The sequence below is a fragment of the Bacteroides salyersiae genome (assembly GCF_031172035.1).
GTDB classification, from domain to species: Bacteria; Bacteroidota; Bacteroidia; order Bacteroidales; family Bacteroidaceae; genus Bacteroides; species Bacteroides salyersiae.
Map to the genome: position 1 here is coordinate 4,135,795 of NZ_CP133452.1, position 19,236 is coordinate 4,155,030.

At 36.9% G+C, this 19,236-nt stretch carries 18 protein-coding genes and 2 tRNA genes; 13 read left to right on the forward strand and 7 right to left on the reverse strand.

The genetic code is table 11. From position 1 onward, the window contains the following. Positions 1-147 precede the first annotated feature (147 nt). Together RB604_RS15575 and serB are read right to left on the reverse strand one after the other, a co-directional pair. A complete protein-coding gene (locus RB604_RS15575) occupies positions 148-1,395 on the reverse strand; it encodes a DEAD/DEAH box helicase (RefSeq protein WP_007481045.1) in 1,248 nt (415 codons plus the stop codon). A 46-nt stretch (positions 1,396-1,441) separates the two neighbouring features. Then, positions 1,442-2,665 carry a phosphoserine phosphatase SerB gene (serB, locus tag RB604_RS15580; RefSeq protein ID WP_055294450.1) on the reverse strand — a complete coding sequence of 408 codons (1,224 nt, stop codon included), beginning with the start codon at positions 2,663-2,665 and terminating at the stop codon, positions 1,442-1,444. Positions 2,666-2,931: 266 nt separating this feature from the next. On the opposite strand from serB, the gene RB604_RS15585 reads away from it, so the two are divergent. Continuing rightward, positions 2,932-3,438: a TlpA family protein disulfide reductase gene (locus RB604_RS15585; RefSeq protein ID WP_055294448.1), complete on the forward strand. Its 507-nt coding sequence runs from the start codon at positions 2,932-2,934 to the stop codon at positions 3,436-3,438. Between the two features lie 163 nt (positions 3,439-3,601). Here RB604_RS15585 and RB604_RS15590 read toward each other — a convergent pair whose 3' ends face one another. Genes RB604_RS15590 through lon form a run of 3 tightly spaced genes read right to left on the reverse strand, consistent with a single transcriptional unit; the run spans position 3,602 to position 8,297 of the window. Next, positions 3,602-4,699 carry an LptF/LptG family permease gene (locus RB604_RS15590; RefSeq protein WP_005931785.1) on the reverse strand — a complete coding sequence of 366 codons (1,098 nt, stop codon included), beginning with the start codon at positions 4,697-4,699 and terminating at the stop codon, positions 3,602-3,604. Between the two features lie 5 nt (positions 4,700-4,704). Next, on the reverse strand, positions 4,705-5,835 hold the full coding sequence (gene tgt / locus RB604_RS15595) for a tRNA guanosine(34) transglycosylase Tgt (protein WP_005931782.1): 1,131 nt from the start codon (positions 5,833-5,835) through the stop codon (positions 4,705-4,707). Next, the gene (gene lon, locus RB604_RS15600) at positions 5,832-8,297 is read right to left on the reverse strand and encodes an endopeptidase La (protein ID WP_044097555.1); all 2,466 of its coding nucleotides are present in this window, start codon (positions 8,295-8,297) and stop codon (positions 5,832-5,834) included. Before lon ends, tgt begins: the two co-directional genes overlap by 4 nt. 185 nt (positions 8,298-8,482) lie before the next feature. On the opposite strand from lon, the gene RB604_RS15605 reads away from it, so the two are divergent. Beyond that, entirely contained in the window at positions 8,483-9,187 is a 705-nt protein-coding gene (locus RB604_RS15605; protein ID WP_055294516.1) for a tRNA1(Val) (adenine(37)-N6)-methyltransferase, read from the forward strand. A 49-nt stretch (positions 9,188-9,236) separates the two neighbouring features. On the opposite strand, the gene RB604_RS15610 is transcribed toward RB604_RS15605, so the two are convergent. Both RB604_RS15610 and RB604_RS15615 read right to left on the reverse strand, forming a co-directional pair. After that, positions 9,237-9,311, reverse strand: a tRNA-Pro gene (locus RB604_RS15610). Between the two features lie 31 nt (positions 9,312-9,342). Continuing rightward, a tRNA-Pro gene (locus RB604_RS15615) sits at positions 9,343-9,417 on the reverse strand. 226 nt (positions 9,418-9,643) lie between these two features. On the opposite strand from RB604_RS15615, the gene RB604_RS15620 reads away from it, so the two are divergent. The 11 genes from RB604_RS15620 to RB604_RS15670 all read left to right on the forward strand — a co-directional run bounded on the left by RB604_RS15620 (position 9,644) and on the right by RB604_RS15670 (position 19,232). Further along, on the forward strand, positions 9,644-10,000 hold the full coding sequence (locus RB604_RS15620; protein WP_007481051.1) for a DUF1622 domain-containing protein: 357 nt from the start codon (positions 9,644-9,646) through the stop codon (positions 9,998-10,000). A gap of 46 nt (positions 10,001-10,046) precedes the next feature. After that, positions 10,047-10,229: a hypothetical protein gene (locus RB604_RS15625; RefSeq protein WP_021935964.1), complete on the forward strand. Its 183-nt coding sequence runs from the start codon at positions 10,047-10,049 to the stop codon at positions 10,227-10,229. A 324-nt stretch (positions 10,230-10,553) separates the two neighbouring features. Continuing rightward, positions 10,554-11,222, forward strand: a complete 669-nt coding sequence (locus tag RB604_RS15630; protein WP_070102086.1) for a CRISPR-associated endonuclease Cas6 — start codon at positions 10,554-10,556, stop codon at positions 11,220-11,222. Positions 11,223-11,227: 5 nt separating this feature from the next. After that, positions 11,228-11,845, forward strand: coding sequence for an NYN domain-containing protein (locus RB604_RS15635; protein WP_055294444.1), 618 nt, complete (start codon positions 11,228-11,230; stop codon positions 11,843-11,845). A 4-nt stretch (positions 11,846-11,849) separates the two neighbouring features. Continuing rightward, positions 11,850-12,611 carry a hypothetical protein gene (locus RB604_RS15640; RefSeq protein WP_055294442.1) on the forward strand — a complete coding sequence of 254 codons (762 nt, stop codon included), beginning with the start codon at positions 11,850-11,852 and terminating at the stop codon, positions 12,609-12,611. Continuing rightward, positions 12,608-14,131 carry a CorA family divalent cation transporter gene (locus RB604_RS15645; protein WP_055294440.1) on the forward strand — a complete coding sequence of 508 codons (1,524 nt, stop codon included), beginning with the start codon at positions 12,608-12,610 and terminating at the stop codon, positions 14,129-14,131. The genes RB604_RS15640 and RB604_RS15645 overlap by 4 nt, the downstream gene beginning before the upstream one ends. 3 nt (positions 14,132-14,134) lie before the next feature. Continuing rightward, on the forward strand, positions 14,135-14,605 hold the full coding sequence (locus RB604_RS15650) for a hypothetical protein (protein WP_055294438.1): 471 nt from the start codon (positions 14,135-14,137) through the stop codon (positions 14,603-14,605). 14 nt (positions 14,606-14,619) lie between these two features. Further along, positions 14,620-15,951 carry a hypothetical protein gene (locus tag RB604_RS15655; protein WP_055294436.1) on the forward strand — a complete coding sequence of 444 codons (1,332 nt, stop codon included), beginning with the start codon at positions 14,620-14,622 and terminating at the stop codon, positions 15,949-15,951. 2 nt (positions 15,952-15,953) lie between these two features. Further along, the gene (locus RB604_RS15660) at positions 15,954-17,393 is read left to right on the forward strand and encodes a Cas10/Cmr2 second palm domain-containing protein (RefSeq protein ID WP_055294434.1); all 1,440 of its coding nucleotides are present in this window, start codon (positions 15,954-15,956) and stop codon (positions 17,391-17,393) included. After that, the gene (locus RB604_RS15665; RefSeq protein WP_055294432.1) at positions 17,390-18,517 is read left to right on the forward strand and encodes a type III-B CRISPR module-associated Cmr3 family protein; all 1,128 of its coding nucleotides are present in this window, start codon (positions 17,390-17,392) and stop codon (positions 18,515-18,517) included. The genes RB604_RS15660 and RB604_RS15665 overlap by 4 nt, the downstream gene beginning before the upstream one ends. A gap of 22 nt (positions 18,518-18,539) precedes the next feature. Beyond that, a complete protein-coding gene (locus tag RB604_RS15670) occupies positions 18,540-19,232 on the forward strand; it encodes an RAMP superfamily CRISPR-associated protein (protein ID WP_055294429.1) in 693 nt (230 codons plus the stop codon). Positions 19,233-19,236 lie beyond the last annotated feature (4 nt).

The following is a 19,236-nucleotide window of genomic DNA, read 5'->3' on the forward strand; positions in this document are numbered from 1 at the left end:
TGTGTGGAGATTTCCCCCGTTTTGGTCGTCAAACCCTATTTTAGGGGGAATATCTAAAGATACAAAAAAGCCAACTAATTCGCAATACTATAAGTATGAATTAGTTGGCTAATTTTATAGGATTTACTGAATACCCCTAAAAAAGGGCTATTTTCTACTTTTTGATCGATCTCCACCTGATCTCTTTCCTCCTCCTTTACGAAAATTTCGTGACCGATTGCCATTCCCTGTCCCAGTATTACGCGGCTTATACGCCGGTGCTTCGCCCAATTCCGATGGTACTGGGATCTTATATATATCTTTTTCCAGGAAATTTTCAATATGCTTAAAATTAGTCTGCTCCTTTTCGTTTACAAATGTAATTGCTACACCGTCATTATTGGCACGGGCGGTACGTCCGATACGATGCACATAGTCTTCACTATCATGAGGAACATCAAAGTTTATCACCAGACGAATATCATCAATATCAATCCCCCTGGACACAATATCAGTTGCTACCAAAATATTGATTCTACCCGACTTAAATTCATGCATGATAAACTCTCTTTGGGCCTGTTCAAGGTCCGAGTGCATCTCCCCAACATTTAACTTCATCATTTTAAGAGCTTTTGCAACCTCTTTCACTTTGATTTTAGAAGATGCGAAAATGATTACACGTTCTGGAACTTCCTCCGCAAAAAGGCTACGAACAATACCCAATTTCTGATTTTCATAACATACATATGCTGCCTGAACAATCTTTTCTGCCGGCTTGGATACAGCTAACTTCACTTCTACCGGATTATTCAAAATCGTTTTCGCAAGCTGTTGGATTTTGGCAGGCATAGTCGCCGAAAACATAATAGTCTGTCGCTCTTTAGGCAGATACTTCACAATTTGCATAATATCTTCATAGAATCCCATGTCAAGCATGCGATCAGCTTCATCCAAAATAAAATAAGATACTTTAGACAAATCCACATACCCCAAACTGAGATGAGCTATCAATCGTCCCGGAGTTGCAATCACAACATCAGCTCCAAGGCTAAGTCCTTTTTTCTGCTGTTCAAATAGCACTCCATCATTTCCTCCATACACAGCCACACTGGATACCGGCATAAAATAAGAAAAACCTTCCATCTGCTGATCAATCTGCTGCGCTAATTCCCGGGTAGGGGACATAACAATACAATTGATGGCATCTTCCGGATGTCCACCCTCAGAAAGTTTGTTCAATACCGGGAGTAAAAAAGCAGCCGTCTTACCGGTACCTGTTTGAGCAACTGCAATCAAGTCCTTACCATCAAGGATAACAGGTATCGTTTGCTCTTGCACTGGTGTACACTCATCAAATCTCATTGCATCAAGTGCTTCAAGTACGCGGTCATTTAGTTTTAATTCGGAAAACTTCATTTTATGCTAATTATACAAATTACTAATATCAAATTATTGAAAAATTCTACATATTCAAATACGAATCTTTAAAACCAAGGAAATAAAGCACCCCATCCAATCCGATCGTATTAATAGACTGCTTGGCATTGGCCACTACTTTAGGCTTTGCATGAAATGCAATACCCAACCCGGCGATACCTAACATCGGCAAATCATTAGCTCCATCACCAACGGCAATAGTCTGTGCTATATCTACTTTTTCAACCTGTGCTATTAAACGAAGAAGCTCAGCTTTCCGTTTTCCATCCACTACATCACCTAAATAACGACCGGTCAGTTTACCGTCTATGATTTCCAATTCATTGGCATATACATAGTCTATACCATATTTCTGCTGCAAATATTTTCCAAAATAAGTAAAACCACCACTAAGAATAGCAATTTTATAACCATATTTTTTCAAAACATACATCAGCCGGTCTACGCCTTCCGTTATAGGCAGATTCTCCGCAATTTCCTGCATCACCGATTCATCCAAGCCTTTGAGCAAAGCAACACGCTCACGAAAACTCTCGATAAAATCAATTTCACCACGCATAGCCCGTTCTGTTATCTTCTTCACTTGATCACCCACTCCGGCACGTATTGCCAATTCATCAATAACCTCGGTTTCAATCAGCGTAGAATCCATATCAAAACAGATCAACCTACGCATCCGTCGATACATATTGTCAAGTTGAAAAGAAAAATCCATCTCGAGCTCGCTGGCCAGTTTCATCAGTTGTTCCTGCATCACAATACGGTCTTTAGGCGTACCACGAACAGAAAACTCGATACAAGCACGTGTACGCGACTCACATTCGTTTAAAGGAATACGACCTGTCAAACGCTTAATCGCATCAATATTCATTCCCTGTTCTGCAAGAATACGGGTAGTTGCAGCAATCTGTCGAGCAGAAAGCTTACGGCCTAATAAGGTAAGAATATAACGATTCTTTCCTTGCATTTTCACCCAACTTTCATATTCCTCTGTTGAAATAGGATAAAAACGAATAGTTACTCCTAAAGACGAAGCTTTGAAAAGTAACTCTTTCATAATGAATCCGGAATTTTGTTCTTCAGTCATACAAAGTATGCCTAACGAAAGAGTATTATGAATATCCGCTTGCCCGATGTCCAAAATTGTAGCATCATATTTTGCCAATATTTCCGTCACAGAAGCCGTCAGCCCAGGACGATCTTCACCGGTAATACGGATAAGAATGAGTTCAGTATTTGACAGTTGCATAAAAAGTTCATTTAATCCTGCAAAAATAGGGAAAAAAGCCGGTTTCTATGCTAAAGAACATAAAAAAATACACCTGAAAAGTAAGAAATCTGCTTGTTTATTTGGAAGTTAATTTAATAAATACTTACCTTTGCGCCCGGTTTCTAAATCAAAGGCATTGACAATCAACGGATTCCTCTCCATTGAAGCCTGGATAAAGATAATGTTTCGGGAAGAAACCACTGTTTAAGGACAGTCCCGAATAGTATTAACCAAAACCGAATTACATGAGACATGTAAAATGGATTTTTGTTGTATTACTAATTTGTTCCTTGACCGCTTTCGTTGAAAAAGATAAACCAACAGGAGGCTTAAGCGTGGGAGATGTAGCCCCGGATTTTCGAATCGAATCTACATCAGGGGAGCAATACCCTCTTAAACTGGCCGATTTCAAAGGTCGTTATGTATTGCTTAGTTTTTGGGCAAGTTACGATGCACAGTCACGGATGCAAAACGTTAGTTTAAATAACATACTCCGGTCTGATGCCCCAAATGTGAAAATGGTTTCTGTATCATTTGATGAATACCGATCGGTATTCGAGGAAACTATTCGTAAGGACCAAATAGTTACGCCCACCTGTTTCGTGGAAACTAAAGGCGAAGATTCCGGCTTATTTAAAAAATACCGTTTGAACCGGGGTTTCACTAACTATTTATTGGATGGAAATGGTGTTATCATAGCCAAAAACATCTCTGCTGCAGAACTTTCTGCCCGCGTAAAAGAATTAGGATAAAATCTACATTATTAAAACGCAGGGAGAAAGGGGAATTTTCCGGATATATCAAAAGGGCCGGAAACAGACAAAAGAGGAAATGAATACAACAAAAAGAGTCCCGCTAACTTTTAATAGTAAGCGGGACTTTTTCTTTACCTCACCCAGTAAGAGTTTTCTGATTCTATTTGGGTGCTTTCTTATACAAATAGAATGCGATAAACGCATATAGTATATTGGGTATCCAGACAGCAACGACAGGGGGTACATTGCCATTCACCGCAAATGTAGAAGTAATAGTCTGGAAAAGAATATATGAAAAACTCAATGCCAATCCAATTCCCAGATGAAGTCCCATTCCTCCTTTCGTTTTCTTTGACGAAAGCGATAGACCAATCACGGTAAGAATAAATGAAGCGAAAGACATCGCAATGCGTTTATGATACTCAATCTCAAACTCTTTGATATTAGCAAACCCACGCCGACGCTGCTTATCAATATATTCGCTCAATTGAGGGCTGGTAAGCATTTCCTGCTGATTCTTCATAATAAGAAAGTCCGTCGGATCCATATTGATGATAGTATCGAGCCTGTCTCCTTTGATAATATTTTCCTTTAATCCATCCAACTCACGTATCATGTAGTCATGAATCGTCCATTTATTCACAGTAGTCGTATCATAAACAATCCGACGAGCCGTTAGGTGAGATACCAACTTTTTATCAACAAACTTGTCAAGAGAGAATCGATTACCGGTTTTATTATAATCTTGATACCGATCGATATAAGCAATTACACCACTATCCACTTCAAGTTGTACATTCGTTGCGCTCCCTTTCTTCTTAGATTTAACATATCTATCCTCAAAATTCAAACGAGTCACACTACCTTTCGGAATAACGTAGGACCCTAACATAAAAGTGGCAACAGCAATAACCGCTGCAGAAATCATATAAGGGCGCATCAAACGTTTAAAGCTCATTCCCGTAGAGAACATAGCAATAATTTCCGAGTTCTCCGCTAATTTTGATGTAAAGAAAATGACAGCAATAAACACAAACAACGGACTGAACAAATTCGCAAAATAGGGAATAAAGTTCATGTAATAATCAAAAACGATCGCTGACCACGGAGCTTCACGTTCCATAAACTTATCCATCTTCTCATTGAAATCGAACACCACAGCGATGGAGATGATCAATGCAATGGCAAACACGTACGTCCCCAAGAATTTCTTGATGATATACCAGTCCAGCAGTTTGATAAATCGATTGCTTTTCATTTAATTTATAATCTTGTTGACACTCTTTTTACCATCATTGGCTTCCAAGTAGAAAAATCTCCTGCAATAATGTGTTTGCGCGCTTCACCTACCAGCCAAAGATAAAAAGCCAGATTATGAATAGAAGCAATCTGCATAGCCAGCAACTCCTGTGCATGAAACAGATGGCGTAAATACGCTTTACTATACAAGGTATCTACACAAGAAGCACCATCGGCTTCAATAGGGGAGAAGTCCGTCTCCCATTTTTTATTACGCATATTCATAATGCCGTCTTTCGTGAACAACATTCCGTTACGCCCGTTACGTGTAGGCATCACACAATCAAACATATCGACTCCTCGCTCAATACCTTCGAGAATATTAACCGGTGTACCGACTCCCATTAAATAACGTGGCTTGTCTTTCGGCAGAATATCATTCACTACCTCGATCATTTCATACATCTTATCTACCGGTTCACCCACAGCCAAACCACCAATTGCATTTCCGTCTGCATTCTTGGAAGCAACAAACTCCGCTGATTGTTTTCTCAGATCAGTATATACACATCCCTGCACAATTGGAAAAAGAGATTGGTTATAACCATATTTGGGCTCTGTTTCATTGAATCGCTGAATGCATCTATCAAGCCAGCGATGTGTCAGTCCTAATGACTTTTTGGCATATGCATAATCAGAGTCTCCCGGAGGACATTCATCAAATGCCATCATAATATCCGCACCAATCGTACGCTCAATATCCATCACCTTTTCAGGAGTGAAAATATGTTTACTACCATCGATGTGCGAACGGAATTCGGCACCTTCTTCACGCAATTTGCGAATACCGGCTAATGAGAAAACCTGAAATCCACCGCTATCGGTCAGCATCGGACGATCAAACCCATTGAATTTATGCAATCCGCCGGCTCTTTCAATGACATCCAATCCCGGGCGCAAATAGAGATGATAAGTATTACCTAATATGATCTGTGCCTGAATATCCTCTTTCAACTCCGTCAAATGTACTCCTTTCACTGTACCAAGAGTACCCACAGGCATAAATATAGGAGTTTGTATCTGCCCGTGGTCCGTTGTGATCAAACCTGCACGGGCATTACTTTTTGCGTCTGTATATTGTAATTCAAATGTCATTCCTGGCTGGCTTTCTTTACAGATAAATCAATAGCATCAGTTACTTTCTCATCAGTCAATGCGATAGTAAATACTTCTTTCACATCAGTAACATAGTGGAAAGTCAAGCCTTTCAAATAAATATCCTGAATTTCATCTATGTTTTTCTTATTTTCAGCACTCATAATAATCTCCTTAATTCCTGCACGCTTGGCAGCAAGGATTTTTTCTTTAATTCCACCTACAGGAAGCACTTTACCACGAAGAGTTATCTCTCCGGTCATTGCCAGATTAGCCTTCACCTTACGTTGCGTCAAAGCCGAAGCCAAAGAGGTAGCCATTGTTATACCCGCCGAAGGGCCATCTTTCGGAATAGCACCTTCCGGAACATGAATATGTATGTTCCAATTGTCGAATATTTCTTCATCCAAGTTCAACAATGAAGCATGCGCTTTAATATACTCCAGTGCCAACATTGCAGATTCTTTCATCACATCACCCAGATTACCCGTCAACGTCAAACGACCACCTTTACCACGGCTTAAACTGGTCTCGACAAACAGAATTTCGCCCCCAACAGCAGTCCATGCCAAACCTGTCACAACACCTGCATAATCATTTCCCTGGTATTTATCACGTGTATATTCAGGCGCTCCAAGAAAATCATATAAATCGGCCGGTTTAATTTCCGTTTTTGCAAAATAACCATCAGTAGCATACTGGCGTGCTGATTTACGCAAGATCTTACCTATCTTCTTCTCCAGCTCACGCACACCGCTTTCGCGAGTATATGATTCAATAATGGCTTCCAAAGTATCCTTCGGAATCTTAATATCCGTCTTCTTCATTCCATTTGCTTCCAATTCTTTTGGAACCAAATGCTTACGGGCAATCTCAACTTTCTCCTCCGTGATATAGCCGCTAACTTCAATCAACTCCATACGATCCAACAACGGCCCGGGAATTGTATTCAGATTATTAGCCGTAGCAATAAACATCACTCTTGACAAATCATAATCCACATCCAGAAAATTATCATGGAATGCAGTATTTTGTTCCGGATCAAGCACTTCCAATAAAGCAGATGACGGATCCCCCTGGCGGTCTGCACTGACTTTATCAATCTCATCCAAGATAAACACAGGATTCGAAGAACCGGCTTTTACCAGGCTTTTGATGATTCGTCCCGGCATAGCACCGATGTAGGTTTTACGATGTCCACGAATTTCGGCTTCATCGTGCACTCCACCCAAAGACATACGAATATATTTCCGCTTCAAAGCAGCAGCAATCGATTTTCCCAAAGAAGTTTTGCCGACTCCCGGAGGGCCATATAAACAGATAATAGGTGACTTCATATCGCCCTTCAACTTAAGGACAGCCAAATGCTCAAGAATACGTTCTTTTACTTTTTCCAAACCATAATGATCTTTATTCAAGGTCTTCTCGGCATTCTTCAGATTCAAATTATCTGTCGTATAAATCCCCCAAGGCAAACTAAGCATTGTCTGCAAATAATTCAACTGCACACTATAATCAGGAGATTGTGGATGAGAACGTTCCAGTTTAGCCAGTTCTTTCAAGAAAATCGCCTGTATTTCCTCACCCCATTTCATCCTATACGACTTATTTCGCATTTCTTCTATTTCCTGTTCCTGACCACTGCCACCCAATTCGTCTTGAATGGTCTTGATCTGTTGTTGCAAGAAATATTCACGCTGCTGTTGATCAATATCTTCACGGGCACGCATCTGAATAGATGCTTTAATTTCAGCCAACTGTACCTCCCTATTCAATATTTCCAGCAAACGGTATGTACGTTCTCTTAGAGAATCGTAACGTAACAACTCTATTTTTTCATCCTTCTTCAAAGGTAGGTTCGTACAAATAAAATCTACCAAGAACATATGATTATTAATATTCTTAATAGCAAATGCAGAATCTTGATGTAAGGAATCCGAAGACTTTATATATCTTATAGTCAGATCTTTGCAAGTTTCTACCAAAGCTTGAAATTCCTTATCTGTTTTATCCGGGATTTCTTCGTCTTTAATTTCGACCTGCCCTTTCAAATACGGATAAACTTCTGTAATATTCTTCAATTCCAACCGTTTCAGTCCCTGCAAAATCACAGTGGTAGTCTGATCCGGCATTTCCAGAATACGTACAATTTTACCAATGGTACCAATGGTATGTAAATCTTCAAATTGCGGTTCGTCTATTTGGGCAGCTTTCTGACAGATTACTGCTATATTCATACCTTTCTTTTCAGCCTCACGTATCAATCTCAACGAAGATTTTCTACCTACAGAAACAGGCATAAATACTCCGGGGAACAGCACCATATTACGAAGGGGAAGGACCGGAAGAGTATCGCCTGATTTAGTTTTCACATCGAACATCTGTTCTTCATTCCCTTCAAAATCGGCAATCAGTGAAAAGGCATTATCATCTGAATCTTCCATAAAATATTTTTCTTTCATCATTTCTTTAAATTAGTTTATGTCATTTATATGGGCATAAATTGTTTGCAAAGGTAAGCGATTATTCATTAATAATAAAGCCCATGTACGATAAAAACACAAAAACAATGCCAAATAATAACAGTTATCCAACGTTGTCTCATAAAAATTATTTATTTTTGGCAAATCTCACAATACATACTAAAATGACAAATTCATATTTTCAATTCAAACAATTTACCATATGGCATGACAAATGTGCTATGAAAGTAGGAACAGATGGGGTACTTTTAGGAGCGTGGCCTCATGTTGATGGCGCACAAAGAATACTTGATATCGGAACCGGAACCGGTTTAGTTGCCTTAATGCTTGCCCAACGCAGCAAAGCTTTTATCGTTGCATTGGAAATAGATTGCTCCGCCGTCAGACAGGCCATAGAAAATGTGTCACATTCTCCATGGCAGGATAGGATAGAAGTAGTAGAAGCCGATTTCAAACATTATACTTCTACCGCACAGTTTGATGTCATTGTTTCCAACCCTCCCTATTTTACAGACTCTCTAAAATGCCCTAACCAACAACGAAATACTGCACGGCATGACAATGAGCTTACTTACAAAGAATTATTAGAAGGAGTATCGCGACTTCTTTCAGCAGATGGTGCATTCACTGTCATTGTTCCTGCCGATGTTTCAGATAAAGTAAAAGAAATAGCCCTCAATTATTCTTTATATCCCTATAAACAACTGAATATAATAACAAAACCAGGACTTTCCCCAAAACGCAGTCTGATAACCTTTAAATTTCAAGACCAAAAGTGTCAAATAGAAAACATGATAATTGAACTGGCCCGACACGAATATAGCCGGGAATATATTGACCTGACAAAAGAATACTATCTGAAAATGTAATAACAAAAAAACAGCTACATAAATTCATGTAACTGTTCTTTTTATATTGTCGGGGTAGCGGGATTCGAACCCACGACCCCCTGCTCCCAAAGCAGGTGCGCTAACCGGACTGCGCTACACCCCGAGAACTTTTCAGATCGAACTTCTTTTTACTGTCGGGGTAGCGGGATTCGAACCCACGACCCCCTGCTCCCAAAGCAGGTGCGCTAACCGGACTGCGCTACACCCCGAATAAAATAACGTGGTGTTCTATCGAAAAGCGGTGCAAAGATAGAGAGTATTTTTAAATTAACAATACTCAAACTTAATATTTTTACCATTTATTTTTCAACATATTGGCCTTCATCTACTTATCTAATCATTTTTTATTTAAAGAAAAAAATATTATCAACAATGAGAATGAACCAAAACACTCTACCGAATGTATTATTAATATAATAAATATAAAACAAGACTATGTTTATACAATTTTTAAATCTTCTCGCTACTATTATTAGTGTGATAAGTCTGCTCATCGTAACCTACGGAGCCTTAATCGCATTTATTGCATTTACAATTAATGAATTGAAAAGATTCACCGGAAAATACACCTCAATCAATATCCGGAGACTACGGGCTACTTTCGGGACTTACCTACTCTTAGGTCTTGAATTTCTCATCGCTTCGGATATCTTGAAAACCGTATTGGAACCGACTCTCAACGAACTTGCCATTTTAGGAGGAATCGTTGTACTACGCACAGTATTATCTGTATTCCTAAATAAAGAAATTAAAGAATTAGAAGCAGAAAACGAAGGATCCGGTGAACCATAAAAGAACTCGTTCTGTTTACAGAAGTATTAACTTAAACCCAAAAGATATGGATACAAAGAAAAAAGTTTCCTCTAAAAAAGGAAGAGTGCAATTGAAGATTGAAAGTAAGAAACAAGAGGTATTGCCCGGACAACAAATAGCAGTATACAGTAAAGTCACCAAAAAAGAGGTTCAGGAAGTAGTTAAGGAACTAAATCCCGATCTAAACAGCCTCGGAAGCAGAGGATAATTACAGGGAGAGATAGTTTAAAGTAGCTCTCTTTCCCTTGTTCCGAGCAGACATAAATCATATCTCCGTGCAAATTCATAACTTATATAATGGATAAGCAATCACAGAAATTAGTACTCAATGGCTCAATGATAAAAAAATAGATACTTTATATACATCATCCTGACGGAGAATAAGCTAAAATGCTGTAACGGGTTATGGTGACAAAACAAAATATTTTAATCCCAACCAAGAAAAAATAAATATATTTCTTGGTTGGGATTAAAATATTTCCGAATATTGCAATATTACTCTGTTGCAATAAAAACTAAGAATCTTAATAACATGAAATCCATACGACTACTTATCATCACATTCAAAAACAGAATATCCAATGAAGAAATTCCTTTATTCAGAGGAGCAATCATAAACAACTTTGGTAATAGAATTAGTGAGTTATTTCATAACCATCAAAATGAAAAGTTAAGATATGCATACCCATTGATACAATACAAACGTATCAATGGAAATGCAGCTATTTTAGGAATAGACGAGGGTGCCGATGTCCTTGAGCAACTTACCGCTTGCAATAATTTTATCTGCCAGCTCGGCTGTCGAAAAGTAAAGATGGAAATTAATTCTGTAAAATCAGAACAGATCTTTATATCCCTCTCTGATAATCCACAACGTTATTGTATCCAGAAATGGCTTCCTCTAAACAGCGAAAACTATCAGAAATACCTGAAAGTGGAAGGATTGGCCGAACGAATCGAAATGCTAAATAAAATATTGATCGGCAACATTCTCTCCTTTACCAAAGGTATCAACATACATATTCATTCGCCACTTACATGTAAACTAACCAAACTTGAAGATTCCATTCCCGTTTCTTACAAAGGAGTAGAACTAAAAAGTTTTAATGCGGAATTCCAAGCTAATATCATCCTCCCGGATTTTATAGGATTGGGCAAATCGAGCAGCATCAACAATGGAACTATCAACCATATAAAATAACTCATATGAATACAGAAAACAAATCAATCGGTCTTTTTATCGATGGCGGATATTTCGCCAAAATAAACGAATCATTAGAAGAACAATTATCCCTCAACATAGAGATCAGTCCCTTTTTCAAGTTTATTCGTGAGGAAATAGCCCGTGAGCATAACCTCTCTCTAAATGCATGTTATCTTACCGAAAGCCACTATTTCCGTGGTCGCTACCGGGTGAACGATGCCAATAACAAACATCTTCTTTTCTCCGAACGCAAATTCGAAGACAGCCTAATAGAAAATGATGTCATTTTTCATTATAAGCATTTACGCGAAATACAGAAACAGGGGAGTCTCACTGTCATAGAAAAAGGTATCGATGTGTGGTTTGCATTGGAAGCCTATGAACTTTCTCTTTTCCGTAAATTCGATTATGTTGTATTGATTACTGGAGATGCCGATCATGAAATGCTGATAAAGAAATTGAAAGCACTTAAAATACATGTGATATTACTTACATGGGATTTATCTTCAGAATCATCCACAGCTAAATTATTACGCGAGGAAGCATGTACGCATCTCGAATTGGGAGAATACATGAAAGAGGACAAAGAATTATTAAAGAAGATATGTAAAAGTAAGTAAAGGTATGAGATATCAAAGCCTATTTCTTCTTGGAGGACATGATTTAGAGATGAACGCCATCATCCAATTATTGGAAGAGCATCACCTTATATATAAGGACCGCTCTCTCCAATGGAATAATGCATACTTAAGTCAATACGAACAAGACCTTTCTTTGTTCAAAGATAATTCCTCATATAAGATATACGGCATTGAATTACAGGAAGACATTGTCCCTCCCAGCAATTATGTGCGGATAGATCATCATAACCAATACACTAAATTACCAAGTGCATTAGAACAAATAGCCGAACTCTTACATCATCCTCTCAACAGATGGCAACAGTTAATAGCCATCAATGACAAAGCCTATATCCCCGGTCTTCAACAAGCTGGTGCCAGCCAAGAAGAAATATTACGTATTCGTTTTGAAGACAGGAAAGCCCAAGGAGTGAGCATTAATGATGAATTATTAGCAGAAAAAGCGATCAGAGAGAACAAAGAAGAAACTGAAAATTTGATAGTTGTCCGCGCTTACTCTGATCGCTTTTCTCCAATATGTGATCGATTATATCCTTTTAAGCAACTCCTCATTTATACAGATAAAGAATTGGTATATTATGGAAAAGGAATTCCTCTATTACAAAAGATATTCAAAGAAGAATTGTTAGCTGGAAAAATGTTTTGTGGAGGAGGAGATAATGGATATTTAGGTACCAAGCAAAAAAGATATTCATTCATAGAATTACAAACGATTATTAACCAAATAAAACAATACATGTCATGAATAAACACTGTTATAGCTATCACATTTTTTATTTTCCTTTTAAATGGCATTTACCTGAAGAAGAGAAAAAGTTACTTTCTGAACAAGTAGATTTAAAACATATACCTGTAGAGACCTATTCTATGTGGGAACGCAGACAAATAACCCGCCGCGATAAAACGATACTAACTGATGAAAAAGCTTTAAAAGACGCTCAAGAGCTTTTTGGCGAGCAGCAATATTATTTTGATTTCGTCCATCCGGTATTATACGATATAAAGAACGAACCCAACCCAATTATCTCACACTATGAACGTCGGGAACCTCAAGAAAATAATGTTGAATATTGTATCAAACATAAAAACAAAGAATATATTTTAAGAATAGATGCAATAAACTTAAATTTATATGCTACCGGAGTAGGGGTTCTTTCTTTCTATTTAGCTAATGAACTGGAAGAACAAAAGGGGGAATCTGCAATCAGAGATATTAATCAATATGGACGTCGAATCATGCCACCACATTGTGGAGAGTTTACAGCTAACCATCGAAACATGTTAGCCGAATGTATTTCTCTAAAAGGACTTCACAATGATGTTAATCTACGATATACTGATTCATACGATTATAGCATAGATGGTAAATCTCAATTCGGTTTATCCGATACTTGGCAGCCGGCAACATTTATCCGCAATCTGATAGAAGATCTTTCCCCATCATTAATAGTTATCCCTATTATAGATGATCGTATGCTTGTTAATTGTTGGTACAGTAACAATGATTTAGCAATGAAAGTAAAATCAGATTCTAATGAATTTATCAATAGTGATTTCTGGTATAAATATGTATTCGTTGATAGTGGAGACAACGATTACGATGTAACATGCCAAAATAAAGAACTAAGAACAAAGCTTATAAAAGAAAGCACTTATGAACGTTGGCAGAAGTTTGGGACTTTATATGGCATTACACGATATTCCATGGTAGCGCTTACCGATGAAGGAGATTTTGCAAAGAATTGCCTTTCCATGCACATGCGCACTATTTATTCCCGTATGTTTGAATTAGCAATAATTCAGCGGGCCTCAATGTTAAGATTCTCCGGTGAAGTCACTCGGGTAAGCGTATTAGAAAAAGGTAATAAAATTATAGCCGAAAGAATTGGTTCCATATATAAAGAATATATCCGTTTTGTCAATCAGATTTATTTCCGAAGTGTCACGGCACAAGATCAAGGTATTGAAATGTACAACTTACTGATGAAACAGCTTAACACTAAAGAGCAAATAAAAGATTTAGATGAAGAAATAGGAGAATTACACGAGTATATAAGTTTACTTATTGATCAGAAGCGAAATGAAAATAGTGAATGGCTTAATATACTGGCAACTCTGCTTTTGCCTGCTGGTATTATAACAGGATTGTTCGGAATGAATATGTTTGAATGCCCATCCAATTGGTGGCATTTTTGGGTACAGTTCTCTATTATTGTAGTATTTTCAGCTATTATTTATTACATCATAAAAAAGAGGAGAAACTAAGTTATGGAAAATTGGATGATAATTTTAAACGAGGTTATCAAATGGGGCAGTATTATCGCTTGCATAGTTTGGCCTGTTTACATCATAAAAAAAGGATGTATCACTTATGTGATTGAAAAACGTATATCAGCTACAGAATCGAAAAAGAACGAGATATTATGGACTGATTGGAAAAATGATGAAGAACTCAAGAGAAAAAAAGAATGGGAACAGTATCTTTCAACCTTAAAAACAGAAGTCTCCCCGGTAGAAGAGACTTTAGAGATAATCAATCTTAAGATGAAAATTGAAAAATTACAAGAAGAAAAAAGTAGTTTACATAAAAAACTGAATACAGAAATTGAAATCGAAAAATCAGTGATGCTTTTTCACAAGCTTGCATTAGATAAAGAGAAGATAACTTCACAAAAAATTAAAGAAGCTCTGATAGAAATAGAAGAAACTTATAAAGTGATCAAAAAGAAGTTTTACTAAAAGTAAATAATATTATGAGAAAACTAACAGTAATCCTTCGGCAGCACACACCTCTCATCCACTTCCAGCATTACCAAGATAATGCAACTTTGCGTGCCTCCGAAGTAAAACCGCAATTAGATCGTTTTCTTCTCACCCAATTGGGCGATGGAGACTACGAAACAGGCATTGAACGTGCCCGTATCAAAGAATGGCTTATTGGCGATGGTAACCATCCAGCACTCAATTATCAGATGAAAATATCTCCCATGGATGATATTGAAATGATGGATACTAACTCTCCTCAAAAAAGAGATGGAAAATATAAAATGAAAAAAAGCAGAAGTCATGATAATCACGAGATTATCAGCCTAAATCCTTATCCTGCTTATTTTGCCAATATGGATGCAGACTATAAAAATCCGGTAGAGTATAAAAAATTCTCTATGACAGATTATTTAAAAATGACTTTCATTTTTAAGAATAGTACAAATGCAATGGTAGCATTGAGTAATTTCATAAACGACAACTCACAACTTCCAAAATTCTTTTTGAGAACCAATTTTGGTACCCGAAATTCAAAAGGATTCGGTTCTTTTTATATTGCTGAAGAAGATCCTTTATATGTATCTCCTACCCAGTTGACCACCTATACTTTTTCTGTAAATGCTCAATCTATGCCCTATAAAGATATATGTAGAGGAAATGAGTTTGAAATCCTATTCAAAGTTATAGAAACTTTCTATAAATCCCTGCGAAGCGGAATAAATGAGATAGATAGACAAGGAAATACAATGTTCTACTTTAAATCAATAGCTTATGGATATTGCACAAATATTTTATTAAAGAAGTGGGATAAACGTAAAATCAAAGAAACATTTTATAATATTTCAACTACCACTCCTGAAGAAAGTTGTGACATAAAAGATGTTTTTGGCTTTTCGACCGATGAACAATGGCTAAGTGAAAGAGATTCAATAAAAAAAAGCATAGCTATTCAAGTTAACGGACATTGGCAACAAGCACCAGCCGCCAACACCACTGTACCTACGCGCCTACAATCTCCATTATTATTCAAACCGATATACGATGAGGATGAAGATGTTTATCATATTTATCTGATATTTAAAGAGAAAGAGGTTAAATTGGAAGAATTCCTTTCATATCGAAAAGTTCACATTTCAAGTCGTGAAAAACACCGCAGTCTTATCATCGATTTGCCTAAAGAATTCCAACTACAAGATTTCTTTAGCTACTTTCTGGATAATTCTCATTTTAATATCAACGATCACGTAGAACCTCAATATCATACTCATATTTATTTTGATATATTAGAAGATATCTACAAACAGCTAAAAAATATTTAAGCATGAAGCAATATACAGCAATAAACATCGGTCCTATTTCACACACTTTTTCAATGGCCAGAAAGCCCAGAGAATTTTGGTTAGCCAGCTATTTGTTTTCACATTTTATGAAATGCTTAATTAATGCTATATCCGAAAAAGTAGAAATAATGTCGCCCTATGTTCCCAATGAAGAATTAGGAAGAGTAGGGGTAGGATTGTTTCCTGATAGAGCATTTTTTAAATCAACAGATGATATTGATATCGATGCATTAATAAAAAGCGGAGTCTTTCAGTTTTCAAAAGATATCCAACAACCCGTAGAAACGGTACAGGATTATTTTAATGTAATGTCTGTATCTATCAGTACTGATTCCGACAACAAGGCAATTAAAGAACTTAATGAATACCTCAATTATCTGGAATTAACCAATCATGCACATAGCTCACAGACAGCAGAACGAATGCAAACGTTTATAACAAAAACAGATCATTCACCATTATTTGAAATAGCATTTGGAAACCAGACTTTCAATATAGGTTCTTTAGAAGAAATTGCAACGACCGAATTGAACTTCAATAAGAAGGTTTCCCGCAAATCATATCATGATTATATTTGCATTGTTCAAGCTGACGGTGATAATATGGGTAAAGTAGTCACCCATCTACCCGAAAATACAATTTATCAGATTTCAGAGAAACTAATGAAATTTGGTAAAGAAGTCTGCGAACTCATTACAGATTTCGGTGGGTTACCAATTTATGCCGGAGGTGATGATTTATTATTTATTGCACCGGTTTGCGGTAATCAGTCCAATTCTATATTCCATTTAATATCAAGCATCGACCACGCATATAGAAATATCGCCAACGAAGTAAGCAAACTGAATATTAAGGATGAGCAAGGTCTCCCGATTCATACTTCCATGTCTTATGGGCTTTCTATTACATATTATAAATATCCTCTTTACGAAGCTTGGAAAATTGCCGGTAACCAACTATTCGGAATAGCCAAAGATAAAGAAAGGCATGGTGGATTAAAAAATGCAATAGCTTGGAAAATACAAAAACATAGCGGATCTACTTATGAAGGCAGTTTCAGTAAAAGCGAAGCAGGTTTATATGACGCTTTTACTCATATTCTATACACTCTTTCAAAAGACCGACTGGTTTCTGCCGTTGCCCATAAAATACGGTCAAATGAAAACCTATTGGCACTTTTAAATACGGAAGACAACGATATGTTGGCAGTCAGGATAAAGGCATTTTTCGATCATGTGGTAGATATAGAAGATAAAACGCCTGCAACAATTCAATACATACAGCAGGTTAAAACTTTATTAATGCAATTGTACCAAAGTCTGCATGAACAAAAAATAAAAGACATACCAGCCCTAATTTCTTGTGCATACGGAATGTTACGTACTGCAAAATTTATAAACGGAGAGGAGGAAAGAATATGAGTAAATATATTGTATCATTAACGCCATTGGGTAAATACTTTTTTGGAGGAGATATGACATTTAAAGTTAGTGACAAAAACGATTACAACGAACGTTACAGCAGCTACGTTATTCAATCCGGTCAATTCCCCCAGCAGACTTCCTTGCTTGGCATGATGCGATTTTTGTTGCTATCCAATTCATCAGAAGCATTTGACACTATAAACCTAAAAATTATTTCTACGGAAAAAGCCCGGGAAATAATAGGTGCACAAGGTTTTGTCATTACCAAAGATTACGCAAGTAATAATTTCGAGAAAATTAAAAATATCTCCCCATGTTTTTTAGAAATGTCTGTAAATGAAGGGGTATGGACAACGCTGTTACCAGCTCCTAAAGATTATGGCTACAACGTATCATTTACTCCTGCCATTAAAGTTTCTTTTAATGGAAAACAAGGAGATGCCCCCATCCTTACAGGATATGATCCTAAAGAATGGAAAGAAGATTTATATATTGGAAACAATACGTGTATAAAAGCATCTGAAATATTTATTGAGGATGCCCGAATTGGTATTGACAAAAAATATAATGGAAAAACAGAAAAAGATGACAGTTCATATTATAAGCAAATTTGTTATCGTCTTGGCAATTATAAACAGAAAAGAAAGTTCCGATTTGCTTTTGAAGTAGAGGTAGACGACAGTATTAATTTGACAGCGCCTCCATACCAACATTCCATTGTGAATATTGGAGGAGATAGTTCACAATTCATATTTGAAGCACGTAAAGCCACAGAAGAGCAAAGTATTTTTTATCCAGAATCGTATAATAATAAAAAGGAATTTGCTTCTGAATATAAAGTTGTTCTATTATCCGATAGTTACTTGAAACGCCAAGAGGTAGAAAAAATTCAATATGCCATAACTAATATAGTGCCATTCCGTTTTATACAGACAACTGTAGAGACAACAGACTATACCATATTGTCTCCAAAAAATCTCAGGAGTAACAAATACTATCTATATCAGAAAGGAAGTGTATTTTTCTGTACTTCCGAACAACTACTTTCTTTAAAAGAGACGTTAGAGAAACCCTGTTTTAAACAAATAGGGTACAATCATTACCAAATAATTAAACGATAATAAAACTTTTAATAATAAAATTATGGAATACAAAAATGCATGGCTTATTATAGCAAAAGCCAATCTTCATGTAGGAAATGAAAATATTTCAAATTATGGACTTATAGATAAAGCAATTCAACGTGATATTGTTACCAATCTACCATGTATTAACTCCAGTTCGCTAAAAGGAGCCATAAATGAATACACCACTATGGTTTGCACCACTTCTATCACTCCCCAACAGCGTATTTCCATTTTTGGGGTTGACAAGAATGACAAAAGTAAAACACAAAAGGGAAATACTGTCTTTTTTGATGCTAACATTCTGGCTCTTCCGCGTCCCAATGACCATACATTATATGAACTCGCCACTTGTGATGCCGTATTAGACCGTTTTGTAGAAAGATTATCAATTTTCCAACTTCCTATCAATAAAGCCACACTTATTAATAAAATACAGACGATTTGTGGACGAACCCCAATCATTTATTCCAGTGAACAATTCAAAGATTTTTGCGAAGATGACGAACTTCCTATCATTGCCCGCAATTGCCTTGAAAATGGTGAAAGCAAAAATCTCTGGTATGAACAAGTGTTACCACGCGAAACCGTTTTGGGTACTTTGCTTTTATCAAGTGAAGACACTCTCGCCAAAGTGCTAAATGGAAAAGTAATACAGATAGGCGCAAACGCTACTATTGGTTATGGTTATTGTGAATTTATACAACTCTAAAGAA